Consider the following 19,552-nt stretch of genomic DNA (forward strand, 5'->3'; position numbering starts at 1 on the left):
CAAGCAACATGTACAACAACCACGTGTAATGGAGCAAAACCGGTCAACACCTTTACGAACAGGAAGTAAGTCCCTGGTGACTACGGGAAAGAGCAAACTGCTGGTGCGCGATATTTCCGAAAGTCTGGGTAAACTTCCACCGCAGGCGCTTGATTTGGAAGAGGCTGTGTTAGGCGCGCTGATGCTTGAAAAAGGCGCGCTTAACGCAGTTGTCGAGTTTTTAAAACCCGAGCATTTTTATTCCGAACAGCACCAGGAGATCTACCGGGCTATCATTGAATTGTTCAAAGGTTCGGAGCCTGTGGATATGCGCACGGTGGTAAACCAGTTGCGCAAAGAGGGTAAAATTGAACTGGTAGGCGGGGCTTATTACATTGCTGAACTGACATCAAAAGTCAGTTCAGGCGCCAATATCGAATACCACGCTCGTGTGGTGATTGAGATGGCGATTAAACGTAATCTTATACAGATTGCCTCCCAAATCCATCACGATGCCTACGAAGACACTACCGATGTATTTGAACTACTGGATAAAACCGAGCAATCCATCTTCGAAATATCCGACAGCAACCTGCGCAAGAATTACGACAACATGCGCAACCTGATGTACCGGGCTATAACCGAGTTACAGAAACTTAAGGAACATAAAGACGGGCTTACCGGAGTACCCTCAGGCTTTGTGGCACTCGATCGGATGACTTCTGGCTGGCAGAATTCCGATCTGATTATTATTGCTGCCCGGCCCGGTATGGGTAAAACTGCCTTTGTTGTTTCGGCTATGCGTAATGCTGCCGTTGATTTTAAACGACCGGTAGCCATCTTTTCGTTAGAAATGGCCTCGGTACAACTGGTGAACAGGATGATATCGGCCGAAGCCGAACTGGAAGGTGAAAAAATCCGCAAAGGCCAGCTGGCTGATTTTGAATGGCAACAACTGGTGCACAAAACCAACAAACTTTCAGCAGCACCCATTTTTATTGATGACACCCCGGCATTAACTATACTGGAATTACGCGCCAAATGCCGCAGGTTAAAAGCCGAACACGGAGTACAGCTAATTATTGTTGATTACCTGCAATTGATGCGCGGTGATACGGGCGGAAACCGCGAACAGGAAATTGCATCTATCTCTCGTGCATTAAAAGGCATTGCCAAAGAACTGAACGTTCCGGTTATCGCCCTGTCGCAATTAAGTCGGGGCGTTGAAACACGAGGGGGCGATAAAAAGCCGCAACTTTCGGATTTGCGAGAGTCAGGCTCCATCGAACAGGATGCCGACCTGGTTATATTTTTATACCGGCCGGAGTATTATAAAATAACGCAGGATGAGGAAGGTATGACGACCACGGGTATGGGCGAAGTAATCATTGCCAAACACCGCAACGGCTCTACCGGCTCGGTTAAACTCAGGTTTATCGGTAAGTACACCAAGTTTACCGACTACGAAGCACCGGCAGCTGATCGTAGTTTTGGTATGATTACCCGCGAAAGCCGCCTGAACCAGATTCGGCCGGAGGATGAACCTCCGCCATCAGCCAATGAAGGCGATATGCCGTTTTAAGATTCCAGTTGCTGCAGCGCTTCTTTGAGTTCGCGCAGGGTGGCTGTTTCTCGTAAACGGGTGGCCAGAATAATACCTTGCTTCAGTAAATCTACGGCTGCATCGGTCTTACCAAGTTCCGACTTAAGCACAGCTGCCATGTAGTAGGCCGGAAGATAATCCGGATTAGCGGTTATGAGTTTGTTAAACAATTCTTCCGCTTTTTGAGGTTCAGTTTTACGGTATTCCAGCGCCAGGGCATACTTTGAGAAGGCATCGTTTGGGTCTTCTTCCACAAAGTGAAGCAATTGCTTAATGCGGTCTTCCGGAGTCAATTTTTTTGATTTTTTGGTGTGCCAAATTTCGGATTTTATGCTTTATCTTGAGGCCCGTTTAAAGATTATTTAGTTTGTGCTTAAGTTAATCCGATGAAGATTCTTGTTTGCATTTCGCACGTTCCGGACACCACATCCAAAATCAATTTCACCGATAACAACACCAAATTTGATTCCAACGGGGTTCAGTTTATCATCGGCCCGTATGATGATTATGCCCTGGCCCGTGCTGTTGAAATCAAAGAGGCTGCCGGGGCTACTGTTACGGTGCTTAATGTGGGGCCGGCCGAAACAGAACCAACTTTAAGAAAAGCCCTGGCCATTGGTGCAGATGATGCCGTACGTGTAAATGCAGAACCTACCGATTCGTTTTTTGTTGCCAAACAAATAGCCGAGCATGCCCGCTCGGTTGGATACGATCTGATCCTTATGGGACGTGAATCCATCGACTACAATGGTGGTGCGGTTCATGGAATTGTGGGTGAGATGCTGGGTATCCCGTCACTGTCACCGGTAATGAAACTGGATATTGACGGAAACCGAGCAAAACTGGCCCGCGAAATTGAAGGAGGCAAAGAGTATCTTGAAGTAAACCTTCCGTTTGTTGCCGGTTGCCAGGAACCTATTGCAGAATGGAAGATACCCAACATGCGCGGCATTATGTCGGCACGCACCAAGCCATTAAAAGTGGTTGAACCGGTTGCTGTTGACAGTGGTATTAAACTGAAACAATATGAATTACCTCCGCCCAAGGGCGCGGTAAAGATGATCCCTGCCGATAACGTTCAGGAGTTGGTGAGTTTGCTTAAGAATGAGGCCAAAGTATTGTAAAAGAGATTTTGAATTTTGAACCTTGAATTATGAACATACTGGTGTTTGTTGAAAGTGCTGACGGAAAGGTGAAAAAAAATTCACTTGAAGCGGTTGCCTATGCGCACGCTATGGGAGGCCAGGTAACGGCCATTGCCCTGGGTAATGTGGATAAAGCTGATTTGGAAAGTTTGGGCAAGTATGGAGCAAAAAAAGTGCTTCATGCTGCTGACGAAAAATTGAATAAGGGCATCATCCAGGCGTATGCCACGGTTATTGCCAGAGCCTTTCAGGATGAGAATGCCGATGTACTTGTGTTAGCCGACTCCTCATTAGGTACACCGGTTGCAGCACGCGTAGCCACTAAACTGGATGCCAGTCTTGCATCGAATGTGGTTGCATTGCCCGATACATCGGGCGGCTTTGTTGTTAAACGCAGCATCTTTACCGGTAAGGCCTTTGCCCGCGTTGAATTAACAAAACCCAAAAAAGTAATTGGCATTAAAAAGAATGCGGCCGTTGTGACGCAGGTAGCAAGCCCCTGTTCGGTAACTCCGTATGCTGTGCCCCTTGCTGAAACTGACTTTGCAACAACTATTACCTCATCGGAAAAAGCAACGGGCGAAGTACTTCTTCCTGAAGCGAACATTGTGGTATCGGGTGGCCGGGGTATGAAGGGCCCCGAACACTGGGGTATGCTTGAAGACCTTGCCAAAACCCTTCATGCCGCCACCGGGTGCAGCAAACCGGTTTCTGATATGGGCTGGCGGCCGCACCATGAACATGTTGGCCAAACAGGCGTAAAAGTTGCGCCTCAATTGTATATAGCCGTAGGAATTTCCGGGGCTATCCAGCACCTGGCAGGGGTAAACTCATCAAAATGCATTGTGGTTATCAACAAAGATCCGGAAGCACCATTTTTCAAGGCTGCCGACTATGGAATTGTGGGCGATGCTTTCGATATTTTGCCTAAATTGAATGAAGCTATTAAAGCGGCCAGGTAATCGTGAAGAAGATAAAATTAGAAATACTCGGACTATCCTCCAGCCAGTCACAAACCGGTTCGTTTGCCCTTGTACTTGGTGAGGCCGATGGCAACCGCAGGCTGCCGATAATTATTGGAATGTTTGAGGCGCAGGCCATCGCCATTGAAATTGAAAAGATAATTCCCAACCGGCCCATGACACACGACTTGTTCAAGTCGTTTGCCAATAATTTTCATTTTACGGTTGAGGAAATTGTTATATCTGATCTGAAAGAAGGAGTTTTCTTTGCCAAAATTATTTGTTCTGACGGCCTTAAGCGTACTGAAATTGATGCGCGACCCTCGGATGCTATTGCTATCGGTTTGCGGTTTGATTCACCCATTTTTACGTACGAAAATATTCTGGCCGAAGCCGGCATTGTATTAACTGACGAACCGGAAGAAGAAGCGGCCGAGCCAAAACCCCGTGCGCGTGTACGAAAGGATGCTCCAAAAAAAGGCGAGGATATGAAGAACATGCCCGTTGAGAAACTGAATGAATTGCTGAAAGAAGCCATTGAGCGGGAAGATTATGAGCGGGCGGCCAAAATCCGTGACGAACTGAGCAAACGCAATTAACCGGCAAAACCAGTTGAATAGCCTTACACCTTTGTTTTATTATACAAATCCCCTTTGTTAATGGATTATGTTCGGGGAATTATCGGTTTAATCATCATCATTAGCCTGGCCTTCCTCTTTTCTTCGCAGCGCAGGCGTATTGATTGGAAACTGGTGGGCGTAGGCATCATTCTGCAGCTTGTAATTGCGCTATTAATTTTTAAGGTACCGTTTGTACGTTCGGGCTTTGAAAAGGTAGGCAGTGCCTTTGTTAAATTTCTGAGCTTTGCACTAAATGGCGCGCAGTTTCTGTTTGGCGATCTGGCCAAAAACAGCGATGCGGTTGAGGGCGCCCGTCACGGCCTGGGGTTTTTGTTTGCATTCCAGGCATTACCGACCGTCATCTTCTTTTCGGCTGTTACGGCCGGTTTGTATTACCTGGGCGTTTTGCAAAAAATTGTGTTTGGCTTTGCCTGGATAATGACTAAAACCATGCGCTTATCGGGCGCTGAAAGTCTTTCAGCAGCGGGCAATATTTTTCTTGGACAAACCGAGGCGCCCCTGTTGGTACGCCCCTTTATCAGCCGGATGACGCAATCAGAACTGCACTGCCTGATGACGGGCGGCATGGCCACCATTGCCGGCAGCGTAATGGGCGCTTACATTACTTTTTTGGGAGGAACTGACCCTGACCAGTTGGTAAAATTTGCAACCTACTTGCTTTGTGCATCCATTATGAATGCACCGGCTGCTATTGTCATGTCGAAGATTTTTTTGCCCGAAACGGAACCTGAAAAGATTGACAGAACTCTTCAGGTGAATAAAGAATCCATCGGTGTAAATGTGGTTGATGCCCTGGCAACCGGGGCAGCCGATGGCCTTAAACTCGCCTTAAATATTGGCGCCATGTTGCTGGCCTTTATTGCGGTAATCTATGCACTAAACTGGATACTGGTTGACGGCATCGGCTCGTGGACAGGTTTGAATGAATGGGTGGCGGCATCCACTAACGGGGCGTTTACCGGCTTTTCATTGCAGTATATTTTTGGTCAGCTGTTTCGCCTCTTTGCTTTTGCCATGGGAGTTGACTGGAGCGAAACGTTGTACGTAGGAAGTTTCCTCGGCCAGAAACTGGTTATTAATGAATTCGTTGCTTACCTGAGCCTCGCTGAAGTGAAAGCAACGGGCGTACTCAGTGAAAAATCATTACTGATTTCTACATACGCTTTGTGCGGATTTGCCAATTTCAGTTCCATTGCTATTCAGATAGGGGGCATAGGCGGCATGGCTCCGGGCCGGCAAGCCGATTTGTCACGCCTCGGTTTTCGTGCACTCATGGCGGCATCGTTGGCTACTATGATGACGGCCACCATCGCGGGTGCCTTATTCAGTTAACAATATATGCCGCTATCGGCTAATGACTATAAATTAATAGAACACCTCGGTGAGTATATCACTAAGCACCGAAAACAACTCATTGATCAGGTGCTGGATTCACGTACCCGCCACCTGACCGTGGTGCTCGAGAACATTTATCAATCGCACAATGCCAGTGCGGTGGTGCGCTCGTGCGAGTGCATGGGCCTGCAGGACATCCACATTATTGAAGGAGAAACACCTTATCAGGTGAATAAAAAAGTACTCAAGGGTTCGTACAAGTGGGTAAATGTGATGCGCTATAAATCAAAGGATGTTCAAGCCGCGAAATCCTGCTTCGGTTTATTGAAAGCAAAAGGATACTCAATAGTCATTACCGATCCGGCCGGTGAGGTGTCAATTCATGAACTTGATCCCACACTAACTAAAACAGCCCTGGTTTTCGGCAACGAAGATACCGGGGTTTCGGATTATGCGCGCAGCCATGCTATTGGATCAGTGCGCATACCCATGTATGGCTTTACCGAAAGCATGAATATTTCGGTGAGTGTAGCTATTTGCCTGAATGTATTAATGACCAAATTAAGGACTACAGACTGGAAGTATGGATTAACACCCGATGAACGCGATGAGTTAAAACTGGCCTGGTACCGGAAAATTGTAAAGCGGTCTGATCTGATTGAAAAACGCTTTATGCAGTCAATTGCGTAACTTTGCAGCTGTTGGGTTTAATCAAAGAGTATGAAGTGGGCCAGGCGCACGCTTATTTTCTTGACGCTGTCGGTTGTTTTGTTTTTCATCGGATCCAATATCTGGATTGTTAAAAGTACCGAAGACAGGGTCTTTTCCGATTCTTCAAAATTACCCGATCACCGGGTGGCCCTGGTCTTGGGGACCAGCCATAAATTGGTGGGTGGAAAGCCAAACCCTTTTTTTGAAAAGCGCATGGATACGGCAGCCGGATTATTCAAAGAAGGAAAAATTGACCAGTTTCTGCTTAGTGGTGACAATCGAACGAAATTTTATAACGAACCGAATGAAATGCGCAAAGCGCTTATCGCCCGCGGTGTACCTGCTTCGGCCATAACGTTGGATTATGCCGGCCTTCGCACACTCGACTCAGTTGTTAGGAGCAAGGAAATTTTCGGCCAAAACCAAATCACCATTATCACCCAGCCTTTTCATAGCTACCGCGCCCTGTTTATCAGTGAATTTTATGACATTGAAGCGGTGGCCATGGTGGCCGATGAGCCAACTGCTGAATCTTCCCTGAAAGTGCGCATTCGCGAATACTTTGCCCGGGCAAAAGCAGTTCTCGACTTATATCTCCTTAAAACCGAACCCCGTTTTTTGGGCGATAAGGAATCCATGCAGCAAAACAGCTGATTTTTAATCCACTGCATGCGGACAACGTATAATCGTTATTTTTACGTTTTAACTGAATTGATTTTGCCTGTCAGGATGAAGTTAGTGAAGGTTTCAGTTTTTCTTCTGTGTTGTTTCCCCCTCATTTTACCGGCCCAGATTACAACGGTTAAGGGCAAAGTTACTGATGTAACAACCGGGGATCCGATTCCCTTTGTGAATATTGTTTTTAAGGGAACCAGCATCGGAACCACCACTGACTTTGATGGTAATTACACGCTTGCTACTCCAAACCCAACTGATTCCCTATTGGCCTCCTATATCGGCTATAAAGCGCGGGTTAAAGCCGTTCAGCGGGGTGTTTCACAAACAATCAACTTTCAGTTGGAAGAAGAGATTACCCGTTTGCGCGATGTGGTTATCCTGGCAGGTGAAAATCCGGCATTCCCGATAATGCGAAATGTGATTAAGAATAAGGAGCGTAACGACAAGCGTAACCTATCAGCTTATGAGTATGACACCTACTCAAAAATCGAGATTGATATCGACAACATGACGGATAAATTCCGTAAGAAGAAAATCATAACCCAGATAACCCAGGTACTCGACAGCGTAGCCATTATTGCCGGTGAAGACGGAAAGCCTATTCTCCCTGTATTTATTTCAGAAAGCGTGTCGCGATATTATTACCGGAATAATCCGGAATTGAAATTAGAAAATATAAAAGACACCAAGATAAGCGGCCTGGGTTTCGAAGACGGCTCGCTCACCAGTCAACTTATCGGTCCTACCTTTCAGGAATACAACTTTTACCAAAATTGGCTGACTATTCTGGAGAAGGATTTTGTTTCTCCCATTGCGGATGGCTGGCGAATGTATTATGAATACGACCTGATGGATAGCCTGTACGTTGGCGATCAGTATTGCTACCGTATCGATTTTTTCCCGAAAAGTCCGCAGGCCCTGGCATTTACCGGCTCCATGTGGATTACCAAAGAAGGCTTTGCTATCCGCCAAATTGAAGCAACCATTGGCAAACAGGCTAACCTGAACTTTATTGAGAAGATAAAAATTCAGCAGGAGTTGCTGCCCACCGAAGCAGGTCCGTGGCTCCCGGTTAAAAACAGGGTACTGATTAACGTGGGCCAGGTGCGTGACGACTGGGCCGGTATGCTTGCCAAATTTTATACCTCCAACCGCGACTTTGTTATCAACCAGCCCAAACCACCCAAATTTTACGAAAAGCAAATCCTGCTGGATGAAGGCTACATCCTTAACCAGTATAACGATGAGCATTGGAACAACCTACGCCACGAACCGCTTACAGAAACCGAGAAGAATGTATATCGGATGATCGATACCCTAACCAACATTCCGGTTGTTCGCACGTATGTTGATATCGTCAAGATTATTATTAACGGATATAAAAAAGTAGGTAAAGTGGATATTGGTCCGTACCTCAGCCTGATGGCACTGAATAACATCGAAGGCGTTCGTATCCAATCCGGTTTTAAAACGAACTACCTGTTCAGCCGAAAATGGGAGTTTGGCGCGCAACTGGGCTATGGATTCCGGGATGAGCGTATTAAATATTCAGCATTTGTACGGAATATTCTTGACCGAAAGCGTTGGACAACAGTTGGTATTCGGGTGCGGCATGATTTGGGCCGCGTAGGTATTGATGACGAAAACCTGGCCGATGATTACTTATTCCTGGCCGCCTCACGGTTTGGTATTTTTCGCAGGGGTTTTTATTTCGATGAGTACCGCTTTAATTTTCAACGCGAGCTGGTCAAGGGTTTTTCGCAACGCCTAGCCTTTCGCTACAATACCTTTAAACCGGTTTTTGATTTCGGCTACTATACCATGCCGGGCGATGTAAACTCGCTGGCCACCACCTTTCAGCGGGCCGAAGTTGTGTTTGAATCGCGCCTGTCGCGCGATGAACTTTTTTTGCAATACGATAACGAACGTGTTAGCCTGGGGCCTCAGAAGTGGCCCATCATCACCTTCCGGTACAGCCGGGGTCTTAAAGGTGTTTGGGGCAGTGATTTTGAATACGATAAATTCAGACTGACGTTTGTTAAACGATTACCCATGGGCCCCCTGGGAACCGGCCGGTTAACTCTTACGGGCGAATACACCGATGACGTATTGCCCTATCCGCTGCTCTCACTTCATATCGGTAACGAAACGCCTTTTTACACCGACATTGTTTATAGCTTAATGAATTTTGGCGAGTTCTTCAGCGACCAGTTTGTTTCCCTTCAATATCGACAACATTTCGAAGGGTTTATTCTAAATCGCATACCCCTTATGCGCAGGCTGCACTGGCGCTTAACCGGCCTGGCCAATGTTATCTACGGTAATCTGAGTGATGAAAACCTGGCCATCAGCAATCCGCTTCCGTTTCCTCAGGGCAACAACAACATTACCTGGAGGCGACCCTACATTGAATTGGGATATGGTGTCGAAAATATCTTCCGGTTTTTCAGGGTTGATTTTATTCATCGGTTAAGTTACCTCGAAAACGAGCGGGCCCGTAAGTTCGGAGTTTTGTTTACCGCACAGTTTAAACTGTGATACCCCGGTAATCAGAGAATCTCCGCTATATTTGCCCAACTTTTTAAGCGCTGTATAATGAATGTGAAGATTAGCTTGCCGGATGGAAGCATTCGTGAGTTTTCCACCGGTGTTAAAGGAATTGAAATAGCCCGAAGCATCAGCGAAGGCCTTGCACGTAATGCCCTGGCCATTGAAGTAAACGGAGAAATCTGGGATTTGGAACGGCCCATCGCTACCGATGCGTCCGTTAAAATACTCACCTGGAACGATGCCGGGGGTAAGTATGCCTTCTGGCACTCATCGGCCCACCTGATGGCCGAAGCGCTGGAAGCCCTATATCCCGGTGTAAAATTTGGAATCGGCCCGCCCATTGAAAATGGTTTTTATTACGATGTTGACCTGGGCGACAGGCCGTTTGGTGAGGCAGAACTTGCAGCAGTTGAGGCCAAAATGAAAGAACTGGCTAAAGCTGAAAGCCGGTTTTCAAGACGGGTCGTAAGCAAAGCCGAGGCACTCGATTATTTCAAGAAGAAAAACGATCCGTACAAAGTTGAGCTTATTACCGATTTACAGGATGGTACTATAACCTTTTACCAGCAGGGTAATTTTGTTGATTTGTGTAAAGGCCCGCATATACCGCACACCGGTTTCATAAAGGCCATAAAATTGCTAAACGTAGCCGGGGCCTATTGGCGCGGTAACGAGAAGAACAAGATGCTTACCCGCATCTATGGCATTACGTTCCCAAAGCAAAAAGAACTTGATGATTACCTGACGCTGCTTGAAGAGGCCAAAAAGCGTGATCATCGCAAACTCGGTAAAGAACTTGAATTGTTCACCTTCTCCGATAAAGTAGGGCAGGGCTTGCCGCTGTGGTTACCCAAAGGCACTATTCTTCGCGAGCGGCTTGAACAATTTATGAGGCGCGCCCAGGTAAAGGCCGGGTACGATCCGGTTGTTACACCACACATCGGCAGTAAAGCCCTTTATGTAACATCCGGTCATTATGAAAAATACGGTAAAGATTCTTTTCAACCCATCCATACACCCGATGAGAATGAGGAGTTTTTACTTAAACCAATGAATTGCCCGCATCACTGCGAAATATACAAGTCAAAACCACGCTCATACCGTGATTTACCTGTTCGCCTGGCTGAGTTCGGCACGGTTTATCGGTATGAACAAAGCGGTGAGTTACACGGACTAACACGCGTACGTGGTTTTACTCAGGATGATGCCCATATCTTTTGCCGGCCCGACCAGGTTAAAGAGGAATTTATTAAGGTGATAGACCTTGTACTGCATGTGTTTAATTCGTTGGGCTTTGAAAACTACACGGCACAGGTTTCACTGCGCGATCCGGCTAACAAGGAGAAATACATTGGTGCTGATGAGTTATGGGACAGGGCCGAGCGCGAAATTCAGGAAGCTGCTGATGAACGGGGCCTTAAAACCGTAGCCGTAAAGGGCGAAGCCGCCTTCTATGGCCCGAAACTGGACTTTATGGTTAAAGACGCCCTTGGCCGGAGTTGGCAATTGGGCACCATCCAGGTTGATTATCAATTACCACAGCGTTTTGAACTTGAGTATGTTGGTGCCGATAATCAGCGGCACCGGCCTGTGATGATTCACCGTGCCCCGTTTGGTTCACTTGAGCGCTTTGTGGCCGTATTGATTGAACATTGTGCCGGTAATTTCCCGCTTTGGCTGGCACCGGAGCAGGTGGCGGTTTTGCCGATTTCTGAGCGCTTTAATGAGTATGCATTGGTTGTAATAAACACACTTAAAGACCTCGATATCAGGGGTTTTGTTGACGATCGGGATGAAAAGATTGGCCGGAAAATCCGGGATGCCGAAATTAGAAAAATACCGTACATGCTCATTGTTGGCGAACGCGAATCGGCTGAAAAAACTGTTTCGGTGCGCAGGCACGGACAGGGCGACAAGGGCAGCGTCTCACTTAATGACTTTGTGAATCAATTCCGTTCGGAAGCAGCTTCCCCGATTTAAAAAGGCAGGGCCTGAAATTTGAATTGCGCATTTTGATTCTTGCAGAATATGCCGATATTTGCAGCCTTTCCTGATAAACCGACCTGTTTGGCATAGGATTTAATCAGGATATTGTTGGATTTAAACAGAGAGACCGTATCATAAACCAAACAAACAGACCCTTCTTTCGGAGGGGGCCCCAACGGCCGGAAGAGCCCTACCGGATTAACGAAAGAATTACCGCGCCAAGGGTGCGGTTGGTTGGCGAAAACGTTAAAGTAGATGTGTACCCCGTACGGGAGGCGCTGCGCATCGCGCAGGAACAGGGGTTAGACCTGGTGGAGATTTCACCGAATGCCGACCCGCCCGTTTGTAAGGTTGTTGATTACTCCAAGTTTAAATACGAACAGAAAAAGAAGCAGAAAGAGATCAAATCGAAAGCCGTTAAGGTTGTTGTGAAGGAGATTCGGTTTGGCCCTAATACGGAAGAACATGACTTTAACTTTAAGCTGAAGCATGCCGTAAATTTTTTACAGGAAGGTGCCAAAGTAAAGGCAACTGTATTCTTCCCCGGCCGTACCATTGTGTACAAAGAACGAGGGGAGATTCTGTTGCTCAAGTTTGCTCAGGCCCTTGAAGAAGTTGGTAAAGTAGAACAGTTGCCCAAACTGGAGGGTAAGCGAATGTCAATGTTTATTCAGCCTAAAGGAAAGGGAAGTAAATAAGTACGAACAATGCCGAAAGTAAAAACCAAATCAGGAGCGAAGAAACGGTTTAAAGTTACCGGTACCGGTAAAATCAAGCACAAGCGTGCTTATAAAAACCATATTCTTACTAAAAAGGAAACAAAGCAAAAGCGCAGGCTTACAAAAAAGGCTGTGGTTAAAGCCACCGATGTAGTGAACATCAAGCCCATGTTGCCATACGCTTTTTAAGATATCCCGTAAGCGGGAAGGTTCAATGTTCAACCCGGTTGCAGTGCTTAAGTATCACGCCTGAGGCGTGATCGCCTTCAACCAAAAACTGTAATGTAAAATGCCAAGATCAGTAAACAATGTTGCATCGCGCGCCAAACGAAAGCGCATCCTGAAAAAGGCCAAAGGATATTTTGGCCGTAAGAAAAATGTATGGACGGTAGCCAAGAATGCTATCGAAAAGGGTATGGTGTATGCCTACCGCGACCGCAAACAGAAGAAAAGAGAGTTCCGTAACCTGTGGATTGCCCGTATCAATGCCGGTGTACGCCAGCACGATATGTCGTACTCGGAGTTTATGGGTAAACTTAAGAAGAGCGGTATTGAACTTAATCGAAAAGTATTGGCCGACCTGGCCATGAACCACCCCGAAGCCTTTGAGGCTGTGGTAAAAAAAGTTAAGTAAAACCAGGGGGCTCAGGCCCCTTTTTTATTGTCATGAATCTCACCCGTAAACTGTTTATTCTTGGATTCATTGTGTTTATTGCTGCACTCCTTTATGCGAGTTATGACATAGCCACCCGTACCACCTTTCCGGGTTCAAAACCGCAGTTAAAGGAACGGATTAAGGATAAACTGAATTTGAAAGACACAAGTCAACGGGATTCCGTAATTAAAAAACCTTAAAATCCGTTGCTTTTTTCGATTCTTCCTGTACCTTTACCAACGATTAAAGCCAACTGTAGACATTGAAAACCTCCGCTTGTCGTGTACCTGCCGGGGGTTTTCATTTTTTCAGGCCTTTTTCAACTGTATTACCAACCGTTTATCTGCTATAAAAGCGGGCTGCCGATACGGTAATTGCCAACTACTAATCATGCAATACCTTTAGTTCAAGATTAAAGCCAACTATAGACATGATTAACCCCCGGGGTCCAGGACTTTGGGGGTTTTTCATTTCTAGGGGGGTTGATTGACTGATGCATTTGACTTATTTTAGGTTTAAAATGCCACTTTGTATGCAACTTAAAACCCTCTTATTTTACCGGTTAGCCGGCATCAGTTTATTCGTAACCACCTTTTTGCTATCCAACTGCTCCAGCAACGATGAGCCTGAGGTAGTGAATTGTGCAACCACCGACCTGGCTATTTCGCTGGTCAGCAAAACCGATCCCACAAACTGCACGGCAGTAAATGGCAGCATTTCGGTTACTGCATCTGGCGGAGTTTTACCCTATCAGTTTAAACTGGATGCGGGCACCTTCGGTACGGCAGCCGTTTTTAACAACCTGGGTGGTGGTACGTTTATCATTACTGTTAGGGATAATAATGGTTGTGAAAAGGAGCTTTCTGTTACGCTTGAATTACCTTCAGGTCTTACGGCTACAGAAACCTCGCAAACATCAAACAGCAATTGCCTTCCTCCTTACAATGGGTCAGTGTCTGTTAGTGCAAGCGGTGGCAGCGGTACGTATGAATATGCGATTGATGGCGGAGTGTTTGGTACGTCAAATTCCTTTAACGCATTAAAGGACGGAATCCATACCATAACAGTAAAAGATGTTGGTGATAACTGTACGTTTGAATTAAGCGTAAATGTGGGCCGGTTGCCAACCGGTGTCAAGTATAATGGTGTAGGTCAGATAAAAGAGTTGTTTCAGACTAAATGTAGTGGTGGCAGTTGCCACCCTTCAAATGGTGATTGGTTCACCTATTCATCAGCCTTTGCCAAGCGTAACGAGATTAAATCGCGGACACAAAGCGGGGATATGCCTCGTGGCGGAGGTACCTTAACTCAGGATCAAAAGGATTTGATAGCCTGCTGGGTTGACGATGGCGCCCCTGAAAATTAAGCTATGAAATTCTTCAACCGTTTTTCAAGGCGGGGGCTGCTTCTATTGGTTTTATATACCAGCCTTTCAGTTGTTGCGCATGCACAAAAATATTCGGTGGCCGAAGGGGTTATTACTTTTTTTTCGTCTGCTACCCTCGAGGACATTAAGGCCGATAACCGCAAAGTGGCCAGTGTATTCAACACGGCTTCCGGTGAGATTGCTTTTTCAATACCCATTAACCAGTTTCAGTTCGAAAAAAAACTGATGCAGGAACACTTTAATGAAAAATACCTGGAATCCGATAAATATCCGAAATCAACTTTTGCCGGAAAAGTAGAAGGGTTTACCATGGGTAAACCGGGCATGCAGCAAGCCACTGCCAAAGGTAAACTTACTATTCATGGCGTTACCCGCGATGTTGAAATTCCCGGTACCATCGAAGTGCAGGCGGGCAGTCTGAAGCTCCAATCAAAATTTATGGTGAAGCTGGAAGACTACAATGTGAAAATTCCAAAACTGATGTGGCAGAATATTGCCGAGCAGGTAGAAGTTACGGTTGACCTGACTTACAAACCTCAATAAAATACTATGAAAGTCTTCTTCTATTTTTTAACGATGCTGTGTATCGTTTCTGGTTATGCACAGGATAACCTCCTGAGCGAACTTGATGATAACCATAGTGGACCGCAGTATACAATTGCAACCTTCAAGGGTACGCGGGTGGTAAACGGCCAATCGGTTGAAACGAAACGAAAAGGCGAACTGGAATTTATTTTTTCGCATCGGTTTGGCTTACTCAATGAAGGTGCTTATGCGTTGTGGGGACTGGATGAATCAGTTACCCGATTGGGACTGGAATATGGAATTTCTGATCGATTTGGACTCGGTATAGGTCGTACTTCTGTCGATAAGACATTCGATGGCTATTTTCGGTATAAGGCATTGCGTCAAAGCGATAAATTTCCGGTAACAGTAACCGCGCTGGGGTCGGTGTTTTACAAAACCTATCCGCGCAACAGCGAGAGCCCGGTTCCATTATCTGCCGAGGATAGGCTTGCGTACGCAGCACAGCTGCTGATTGCCCGTAAATTCAGTCCCAAACTTTCTCTACAGGTAAACCCGATTTACATTCACCGCAATACCGTTGATCAGGATGTTGAAAATAACGATGACCTGGCCCTGGGCTTTGCCGGTCGTTACAAAATTACCCGCAGTGTGGCCCTGTCGGGCGAGTATTTTTTAAGGCTAAATGCCAAAGAAAATCAACCACCGGATTATGTGCGCTATGACGCGGTGGGTATTGGTATCGACATTGAAACCGGAGGGCACGTATTTCAGTTGGTATTTACCAACACGCTGGGTATGTTTGAACGTTATACCATTACTGAAACCTATGAGAATTTTTGGGATGGCGATATCCACTTTGGGTTTAATATTACCCGCACCTTTCAGCTTGGAGGCAAACGATAATTTTTGCTTATAATTCACGTTGCTGCTACTTTCCATCATTCTCTACCTTCTTCTTACTGTGATGGTAGGCTTTTGGGCTGCCCGCAGGGTACGGAATACCGGTGATTTTATGCTTGCCGGCCGGAGCCTGCCGATTGTGTTAAGTACATCGGCCTTGTTTGCCACCTGGTTCGGATCGGAAACGGTGTTTGGTGCGTCATCAGAGTTTCTGAAAGGCGGATTGTTCGCGGTTATTGAAGATCCGTTTGGCGCTGCACTTTGTTTGTTGCTTTTCGGCATATTCTTCGCCCGAAAGTTGTATGCGATGAATCTGCTAACCCTGGCCGACTTCTTTAAAGTACGCTTTGGCAAGCGTACGGAGTTGGTCGCCAGCATTTTCATGGTGCCTTCGTATTTTGGCTATACGGCCGGTCAGTTGGTAGCCCTGGGATTGATTCTGAATGTTGTTGCCGGATTACCGGTGTGGCAAGGGGTGGTCATCAGTTCAGCCATAGTTACCCTTTATACATTTGTCGGGGGTATGTGGGCCATATCCGTTACCGATTTTATTCAAAGCATCATTATTGTTTTAGGGCTTGTTATCCTTGCCGTTGTACTGGCTGGTAAGGCGGGAGGAGCAATGACGGTACTTAATGAGGTGCCAAAAGAGAATTTTAAGTTTTTACCTGAATTCACCCCGGCTGCCATTCTCACCTACCTTGCTGCCTGGTCGGTATTGGGCTTGGGCTCCATCCCTTCACAGGATGTTTTTCAACGGGCCATGTCGTCCGGTTCATCAACCATAGCAGTAAAATCGTGTTACTATGCCGCGGTGCTTTACCTCACGGTAGCCATGCTCCCGCTGTTCATCAGTTTATGCATTAAACACCTTTACCCCGGCCAACTTAGCGAGGACACACAATTGACTCTTCCGAGCATGGTTTTGGCACATACAGCCCTGCCGGTTCAGATCTTGTTTTTTGGCTCGCTGCTCTCGGCCATTCTCAGCACAACAAGTTCTTCCATCCTGGCGCCTGCTGCTATTTTATCTGAAAATATTGTTAAGCCGATGATGCAAACAGCCCCGACCGATAGGCAACTGCTTTTAATTACGCGCGTTTCAGTATTGATTTTCAGTGTAGGCGCAACCGTTATGGCATCGTTAAAATCAAATATTTATGAATTGGTAGGAGGGTCATCAATCCTGAGTCTTGTATCGCTGTTTGTGCCGATGTTGCTGGGGTTATACTGGAAGGGTACCAGTGGCACAGGCGCCATGGTGTCGATGGTATCGGGAATGGCGGCCTGGATTTATTTTGAACTGTACCCGATATCCGTACCGGCACTTATACCGGCTACCGCCATCAGCTTTGCGGCTGCAGTAGTTGGCAGTATTTTTTTTCCTGACAGGAAGTTTAGCTGACCGGCAGCGAGGGATCAATTTCGCGGGCCCACGCCAGAATACCGCCTTTCAGGTTATACAGGTTATCGAAGCCGTGATTTTTTTCAAGCCACTGGATGATATTTCCGCTGCGTCCGCCACTGCGGCAATGAATTACTACCTTCTTTGTTTTTGAAATGCTGGCAATATTATGGGGCACCTCGGCCATTGGAATAAGTTCGCCACCAAGGTTTGATAATTCATTTTCATACGATTCGCGGACATCAATAAGCTGAAAATCCTCTCCGTTGTCAAGCATTTGTTTCAGTTCCTGTACAGTTACTTCTTTCATGCCCAAAGATTTGTTTTTATTCTGATTTATACCACAAAATAGTTCGTAATCGATTAATTCGGTTATGTAATTCCGCCCATTCCTATCAGGAATAGTGAGTGTTGTGGTATGAAGCACCTGGCTATCAAAAAGAAAGAGTTTACCCGCAAGTAATTCACCTTTACCGGTTAATAGTTTGATTGCCTCATTGGCCATCAGGCTACCAACAATGCCCGGAAGTACACCTAAAACTCCGGCTTCCTCACAATTGGGCACTTCGTCCGGCCGGGGTGGGTGAGGGAATAAGTCGCGGTAATTTGCGCTACGGGTTCCATCTTTCTTCACTATATTGAATACGGCTACCTGCCCTTCATATTGCAGGATGGCTCCGTACACCAGTGGCTTGTTGCACAATACGCAGGCATCGTTAACGAGGTAACGCGTAGGGAAATTATCCGATCCATCGATAACCAGATCATAGTGAGTGATTATTTCCAGCGCATTGTGCCTGGTAAGTTTTACCGGATACGCAGTAAATGCCGGAAAGGGGTTTAGTTTTGCAAGTCTTTCAACGGCAGCTTCAGATTTATTTCTTCCAATGTCATCTGTTGTAAACAGTATCTGCCGCTGCAGGTTTGATTCCTGCACAACATCAAAATCGGCAATACCGATAGTGCCCACCCCTGCGGCCGTAAGGTACAGCAGGACAGGGCAGCCCAGCCCGCCCGCTCCAACCACCAGAACACGCGTGGATTTTAATTTTAGTTGTGCTTCAATACCGAAATCGGTTAAAACCAGGTGGCGGCTATAGCGTATTAATTCCTCAGCAGTTAACTTGTTCACAAATTAAATGTACTACAATGCGCAAAAACTTTTCAACCGGAGCTAAATGGGAGGATATTGTGGGGTATTCGCGGGCTGTACAGGTAGACAATCAACTGGAGGTTACCGGTACTGTGGCTGTTGATGAAAATGGCACGTTGGTGGGGAAAGATGATTTTTACGAACAAACCCGTTTTATTTTAGGCAAGATGGCGCGGGTAATTGAATCTGCGGGCTTTGCCCTTAGCGATGTGGTGCGCACCCGTATTTTTGTTACGGATATATCGAAATGGGAGGAAGTCGGGCGCGCCCATCAGCAGTTTTTCGGTACCATTAAGCCGGCAACCACCATGGTTGAAGTAAGCGCCTTAATATCTCCTGAATACCTTGTTGAAGTTGAGGCATCACTTATAAAATCAGCTGGTGGTGAAGTAAAGCGCCAGCGGCTTGAACTTTGGTCAACCCGGTAACCGGTTGGCCTGATGATTGCTGGTTAAAGGCTTACTATGAAACGTTTTTTCGTCATTCTTGCAGTTTGCATGACAGGCACCTTGTATGCCCAGGTTGACGAGATTAAACAGGCTTCTGACGATAACAGCAGCAAAAAGTCAGGTCATTCAGATTCCGGTGATGATGGGGATAGTGGTGGCGGATTTTTTGCCTTCGATTTGTTTTTTAACGCTATTCCCGATTGGCAACGGTTTAAACTGCAGGACGCCCGGGCGCGGTATCCGTCTATGGTTTCGCTGGAGGTATTTATGCAGGGTGCGGTAAAGCCTTCATCGTATTACATACTATGGCCCCGCATTCGGGGTAATTGGGGGTTGTTTTCAACAGACTATCGTATTAACTATCTTATTGAAGAGGATGCCGATGGCGGACTTAAGCATATCCGTACAAACGATTGGCAAGTCCTTCAGCTTAACCTGATAACAAGCCGGTTTATAACATTCCGCCTTGGTACCGGAGTGATGAAAGAAGCCTTTGCAGATGGCCGGTCATTTAACGAGTGGGATTTTATGCTGGGCTTTCATGCGCCTGATCAGTTCAAGCAAATCTGGTTTGAATACCGGTTTGCCAAGGATTGGGAGACAGGCGCAAACCCGCGTAGGGAGTTTAGTGCACAGTACCAGCACCAGCTCTTTTCAGCTGGTGCCTTGCACGGCTATTTCTCTGCTGGTGTAGTGTACCAGCGTTACTATAACAGTATTGAAGTCTGGGGGATTCAGGGAGGTTTAATCCTCCGGCTCTATTAAT

At 46.5% G+C, this 19,552-nt stretch carries 21 protein-coding genes; 19 read left to right on the plus strand and 2 right to left on the minus strand.

The features are described from left to right. Window positions 1–28 precede the first annotated feature (28 nt). Window positions 29–1,561: a replicative DNA helicase gene (gene dnaB, locus HRU69_11170; GenBank protein ID QOI98008.1), complete on the plus strand. Its 1,533-nt coding sequence runs from the start codon at window positions 29–31 to the stop codon at window positions 1,559–1,561. Here dnaB and HRU69_11175 read toward each other — a convergent pair. Beyond that, window positions 1,558–1,875, minus strand: coding sequence for a tetratricopeptide repeat protein (locus tag HRU69_11175; protein QOI98009.1), 318 nt, complete (start codon window positions 1,873–1,875; stop codon window positions 1,558–1,560). The genes dnaB and HRU69_11175 overlap by 4 nt on opposite strands. A gap of 93 nt (window positions 1,876–1,968) precedes the next feature. Here HRU69_11175 and HRU69_11180 point away from each other — a divergent pair, with 93 nt between their 5' ends. From HRU69_11180 to HRU69_11255, 16 genes are all read left to right on the plus strand, one after another. Beyond that, the gene (locus tag HRU69_11180; GenBank protein ID QOI98010.1) at window positions 1,969–2,706 is read left to right on the plus strand and encodes an electron transfer flavoprotein subunit beta/FixA family protein; all 738 of its coding nucleotides are present in this window, start codon (window positions 1,969–1,971) and stop codon (window positions 2,704–2,706) included. A gap of 29 nt (window positions 2,707–2,735) precedes the next feature. Then, a complete protein-coding gene (locus HRU69_11185; GenBank protein ID QOI98011.1) occupies window positions 2,736–3,689 on the plus strand; it encodes an electron transfer flavoprotein subunit alpha/FixB family protein in 954 nt (317 codons plus the stop codon). 2 nt (window positions 3,690–3,691) lie between these two features. Next, the gene (locus HRU69_11190; protein QOI98012.1) at window positions 3,692–4,288 is read left to right on the plus strand and encodes a bifunctional nuclease family protein; all 597 of its coding nucleotides are present in this window, start codon (window positions 3,692–3,694) and stop codon (window positions 4,286–4,288) included. Between the two features lie 60 nt (window positions 4,289–4,348). Beyond that, the gene (locus HRU69_11195) at window positions 4,349–5,662 is read left to right on the plus strand and encodes a NupC/NupG family nucleoside CNT transporter (protein ID QOI98013.1); all 1,314 of its coding nucleotides are present in this window, start codon (window positions 4,349–4,351) and stop codon (window positions 5,660–5,662) included. A 6-nt stretch (window positions 5,663–5,668) separates the two neighbouring features. After that, window positions 5,669–6,355, plus strand: coding sequence for an RNA methyltransferase (locus HRU69_11200; GenBank protein QOI98014.1), 687 nt, complete (start codon window positions 5,669–5,671; stop codon window positions 6,353–6,355). Window positions 6,356–6,385: 30 nt separating this feature from the next. Next, the gene (locus HRU69_11205) at window positions 6,386–7,030 is read left to right on the plus strand and encodes a YdcF family protein (protein QOI98015.1); all 645 of its coding nucleotides are present in this window, start codon (window positions 6,386–6,388) and stop codon (window positions 7,028–7,030) included. A 75-nt stretch (window positions 7,031–7,105) separates the two neighbouring features. Continuing rightward, window positions 7,106–9,592 carry a carboxypeptidase-like regulatory domain-containing protein gene (locus HRU69_11210; GenBank protein QOI98016.1) on the plus strand — a complete coding sequence of 829 codons (2,487 nt, stop codon included), beginning with the start codon at window positions 7,106–7,108 and terminating at the stop codon, window positions 9,590–9,592. Between the two features lie 57 nt (window positions 9,593–9,649). Further along, window positions 9,650–11,584: a threonine--tRNA ligase gene (thrS, locus tag HRU69_11215; protein ID QOI98017.1), complete on the plus strand. Its 1,935-nt coding sequence runs from the start codon at window positions 9,650–9,652 to the stop codon at window positions 11,582–11,584. A 203-nt stretch (window positions 11,585–11,787) separates the two neighbouring features. Continuing rightward, complete coding sequence (locus HRU69_11220; GenBank protein ID QOI98911.1) at window positions 11,788–12,288, plus strand: translation initiation factor IF-3; 501 nt, start codon at window positions 11,788–11,790, stop codon at window positions 12,286–12,288. Window positions 12,289–12,297: 9 nt separating this feature from the next. Next, window positions 12,298–12,498 carry a 50S ribosomal protein L35 gene (rpmI, locus tag HRU69_11225; GenBank protein QOI98018.1) on the plus strand — a complete coding sequence of 67 codons (201 nt, stop codon included), beginning with the start codon at window positions 12,298–12,300 and terminating at the stop codon, window positions 12,496–12,498. A gap of 100 nt (window positions 12,499–12,598) precedes the next feature. Further along, complete coding sequence (gene rplT, locus HRU69_11230; GenBank protein QOI98019.1) at window positions 12,599–12,943, plus strand: 50S ribosomal protein L20; 345 nt, start codon at window positions 12,599–12,601, stop codon at window positions 12,941–12,943. Window positions 12,944–12,975: 32 nt separating this feature from the next. Continuing rightward, on the plus strand, window positions 12,976–13,164 hold the full coding sequence (locus tag HRU69_11235; GenBank protein ID QOI98020.1) for a hypothetical protein: 189 nt from the start codon (window positions 12,976–12,978) through the stop codon (window positions 13,162–13,164). Between the two features lie 332 nt (window positions 13,165–13,496). Then, window positions 13,497–14,330, plus strand: coding sequence for a SprB repeat-containing protein (locus HRU69_11240; GenBank protein ID QOI98021.1), 834 nt, complete (start codon window positions 13,497–13,499; stop codon window positions 14,328–14,330). 3 nt (window positions 14,331–14,333) lie between these two features. Further along, a complete protein-coding gene (locus HRU69_11245; GenBank protein QOI98022.1) occupies window positions 14,334–14,894 on the plus strand; it encodes a YceI family protein in 561 nt (186 codons plus the stop codon). Window positions 14,895–14,900: 6 nt separating this feature from the next. Next, window positions 14,901–15,782: a hypothetical protein gene (locus HRU69_11250; protein ID QOI98023.1), complete on the plus strand. Its 882-nt coding sequence runs from the start codon at window positions 14,901–14,903 to the stop codon at window positions 15,780–15,782. A 19-nt stretch (window positions 15,783–15,801) separates the two neighbouring features. Further along, window positions 15,802–17,184 carry a sodium:solute symporter family protein gene (locus HRU69_11255; protein QOI98024.1) on the plus strand — a complete coding sequence of 461 codons (1,383 nt, stop codon included), beginning with the start codon at window positions 15,802–15,804 and terminating at the stop codon, window positions 17,182–17,184. On the opposite strand, the gene HRU69_11260 is transcribed toward HRU69_11255, so the two are convergent. Continuing rightward, a complete protein-coding gene (locus HRU69_11260) occupies window positions 17,177–18,316 on the minus strand; it encodes a ThiF family adenylyltransferase (protein QOI98025.1) in 1,140 nt (379 codons plus the stop codon). The genes HRU69_11255 and HRU69_11260 overlap by 8 nt on opposite strands. A gap of 17 nt (window positions 18,317–18,333) precedes the next feature. Here HRU69_11260 and HRU69_11265 point away from each other — a divergent pair, with 17 nt between their 5' ends. After that, complete coding sequence (locus HRU69_11265; GenBank protein QOI98026.1) at window positions 18,334–18,765, plus strand: RidA family protein; 432 nt, start codon at window positions 18,334–18,336, stop codon at window positions 18,763–18,765. 36 nt (window positions 18,766–18,801) lie between these two features. Continuing rightward, window positions 18,802–19,551 (plus strand): hypothetical protein, encoded by a 750-nt coding sequence (locus tag HRU69_11270; GenBank protein QOI98027.1) that lies wholly within the window; start codon window positions 18,802–18,804, stop codon window positions 19,549–19,551. The last annotated feature ends 1 nt before the right edge of the window (window position 19,552 follow it).

This window comes from Flammeovirgaceae bacterium (genome assembly GCA_015180985.1).
Lineage (GTDB): Bacteria > Bacteroidota > Bacteroidia > Cytophagales > Cyclobacteriaceae > UBA2336.

What these genes read in the sequence shown, in the direction of transcription:
- dnaB (QOI98008.1), top strand. Translation starts at nt 29, where the DNA reads ATGGAGCAAAACCGGTCAACACCTTTACGAACAGGAAGTAAGTCCCTG.
- HRU69_11180 (QOI98010.1), top strand. Translation starts at nt 1,969, where the DNA reads ATGAAGATTCTTGTTTGCATTTCGCACGTTCCGGACACCACATCCAAA.
- HRU69_11185 (QOI98011.1), top strand. Translation starts at nt 2,736, where the DNA reads ATGAACATACTGGTGTTTGTTGAAAGTGCTGACGGAAAGGTGAAAAAA.
- HRU69_11195 (QOI98013.1), top strand. Translation starts at nt 4,349, where the DNA reads ATGGATTATGTTCGGGGAATTATCGGTTTAATCATCATCATTAGCCTG.
- HRU69_11200 (QOI98014.1), top strand. Translation starts at nt 5,669, where the DNA reads ATGCCGCTATCGGCTAATGACTATAAATTAATAGAACACCTCGGTGAG.
- HRU69_11205 (QOI98015.1), top strand. Translation starts at nt 6,386, where the DNA reads ATGAAGTGGGCCAGGCGCACGCTTATTTTCTTGACGCTGTCGGTTGTT.
- HRU69_11210 (QOI98016.1), top strand. Translation starts at nt 7,106, where the DNA reads ATGAAGTTAGTGAAGGTTTCAGTTTTTCTTCTGTGTTGTTTCCCCCTC.
- thrS (QOI98017.1), top strand. Translation starts at nt 9,650, where the DNA reads ATGAATGTGAAGATTAGCTTGCCGGATGGAAGCATTCGTGAGTTTTCC.
- rpmI (QOI98018.1), top strand. Translation starts at nt 12,298, where the DNA reads ATGCCGAAAGTAAAAACCAAATCAGGAGCGAAGAAACGGTTTAAAGTT.
- rplT (QOI98019.1), top strand. Translation starts at nt 12,599, where the DNA reads ATGCCAAGATCAGTAAACAATGTTGCATCGCGCGCCAAACGAAAGCGC.
- HRU69_11235 (QOI98020.1), top strand. Translation starts at nt 12,976, where the DNA reads ATGAATCTCACCCGTAAACTGTTTATTCTTGGATTCATTGTGTTTATT.
- HRU69_11240 (QOI98021.1), top strand. Translation starts at nt 13,497, where the DNA reads ATGCAACTTAAAACCCTCTTATTTTACCGGTTAGCCGGCATCAGTTTA.
- HRU69_11245 (QOI98022.1), top strand. Translation starts at nt 14,334, where the DNA reads ATGAAATTCTTCAACCGTTTTTCAAGGCGGGGGCTGCTTCTATTGGTT.
- HRU69_11250 (QOI98023.1), top strand. Translation starts at nt 14,901, where the DNA reads ATGAAAGTCTTCTTCTATTTTTTAACGATGCTGTGTATCGTTTCTGGT.
- HRU69_11265 (QOI98026.1), top strand. Translation starts at nt 18,334, where the DNA reads ATGCGCAAAAACTTTTCAACCGGAGCTAAATGGGAGGATATTGTGGGG.
- HRU69_11270 (QOI98027.1), top strand. Translation starts at nt 18,802, where the DNA reads ATGAAACGTTTTTTCGTCATTCTTGCAGTTTGCATGACAGGCACCTTG.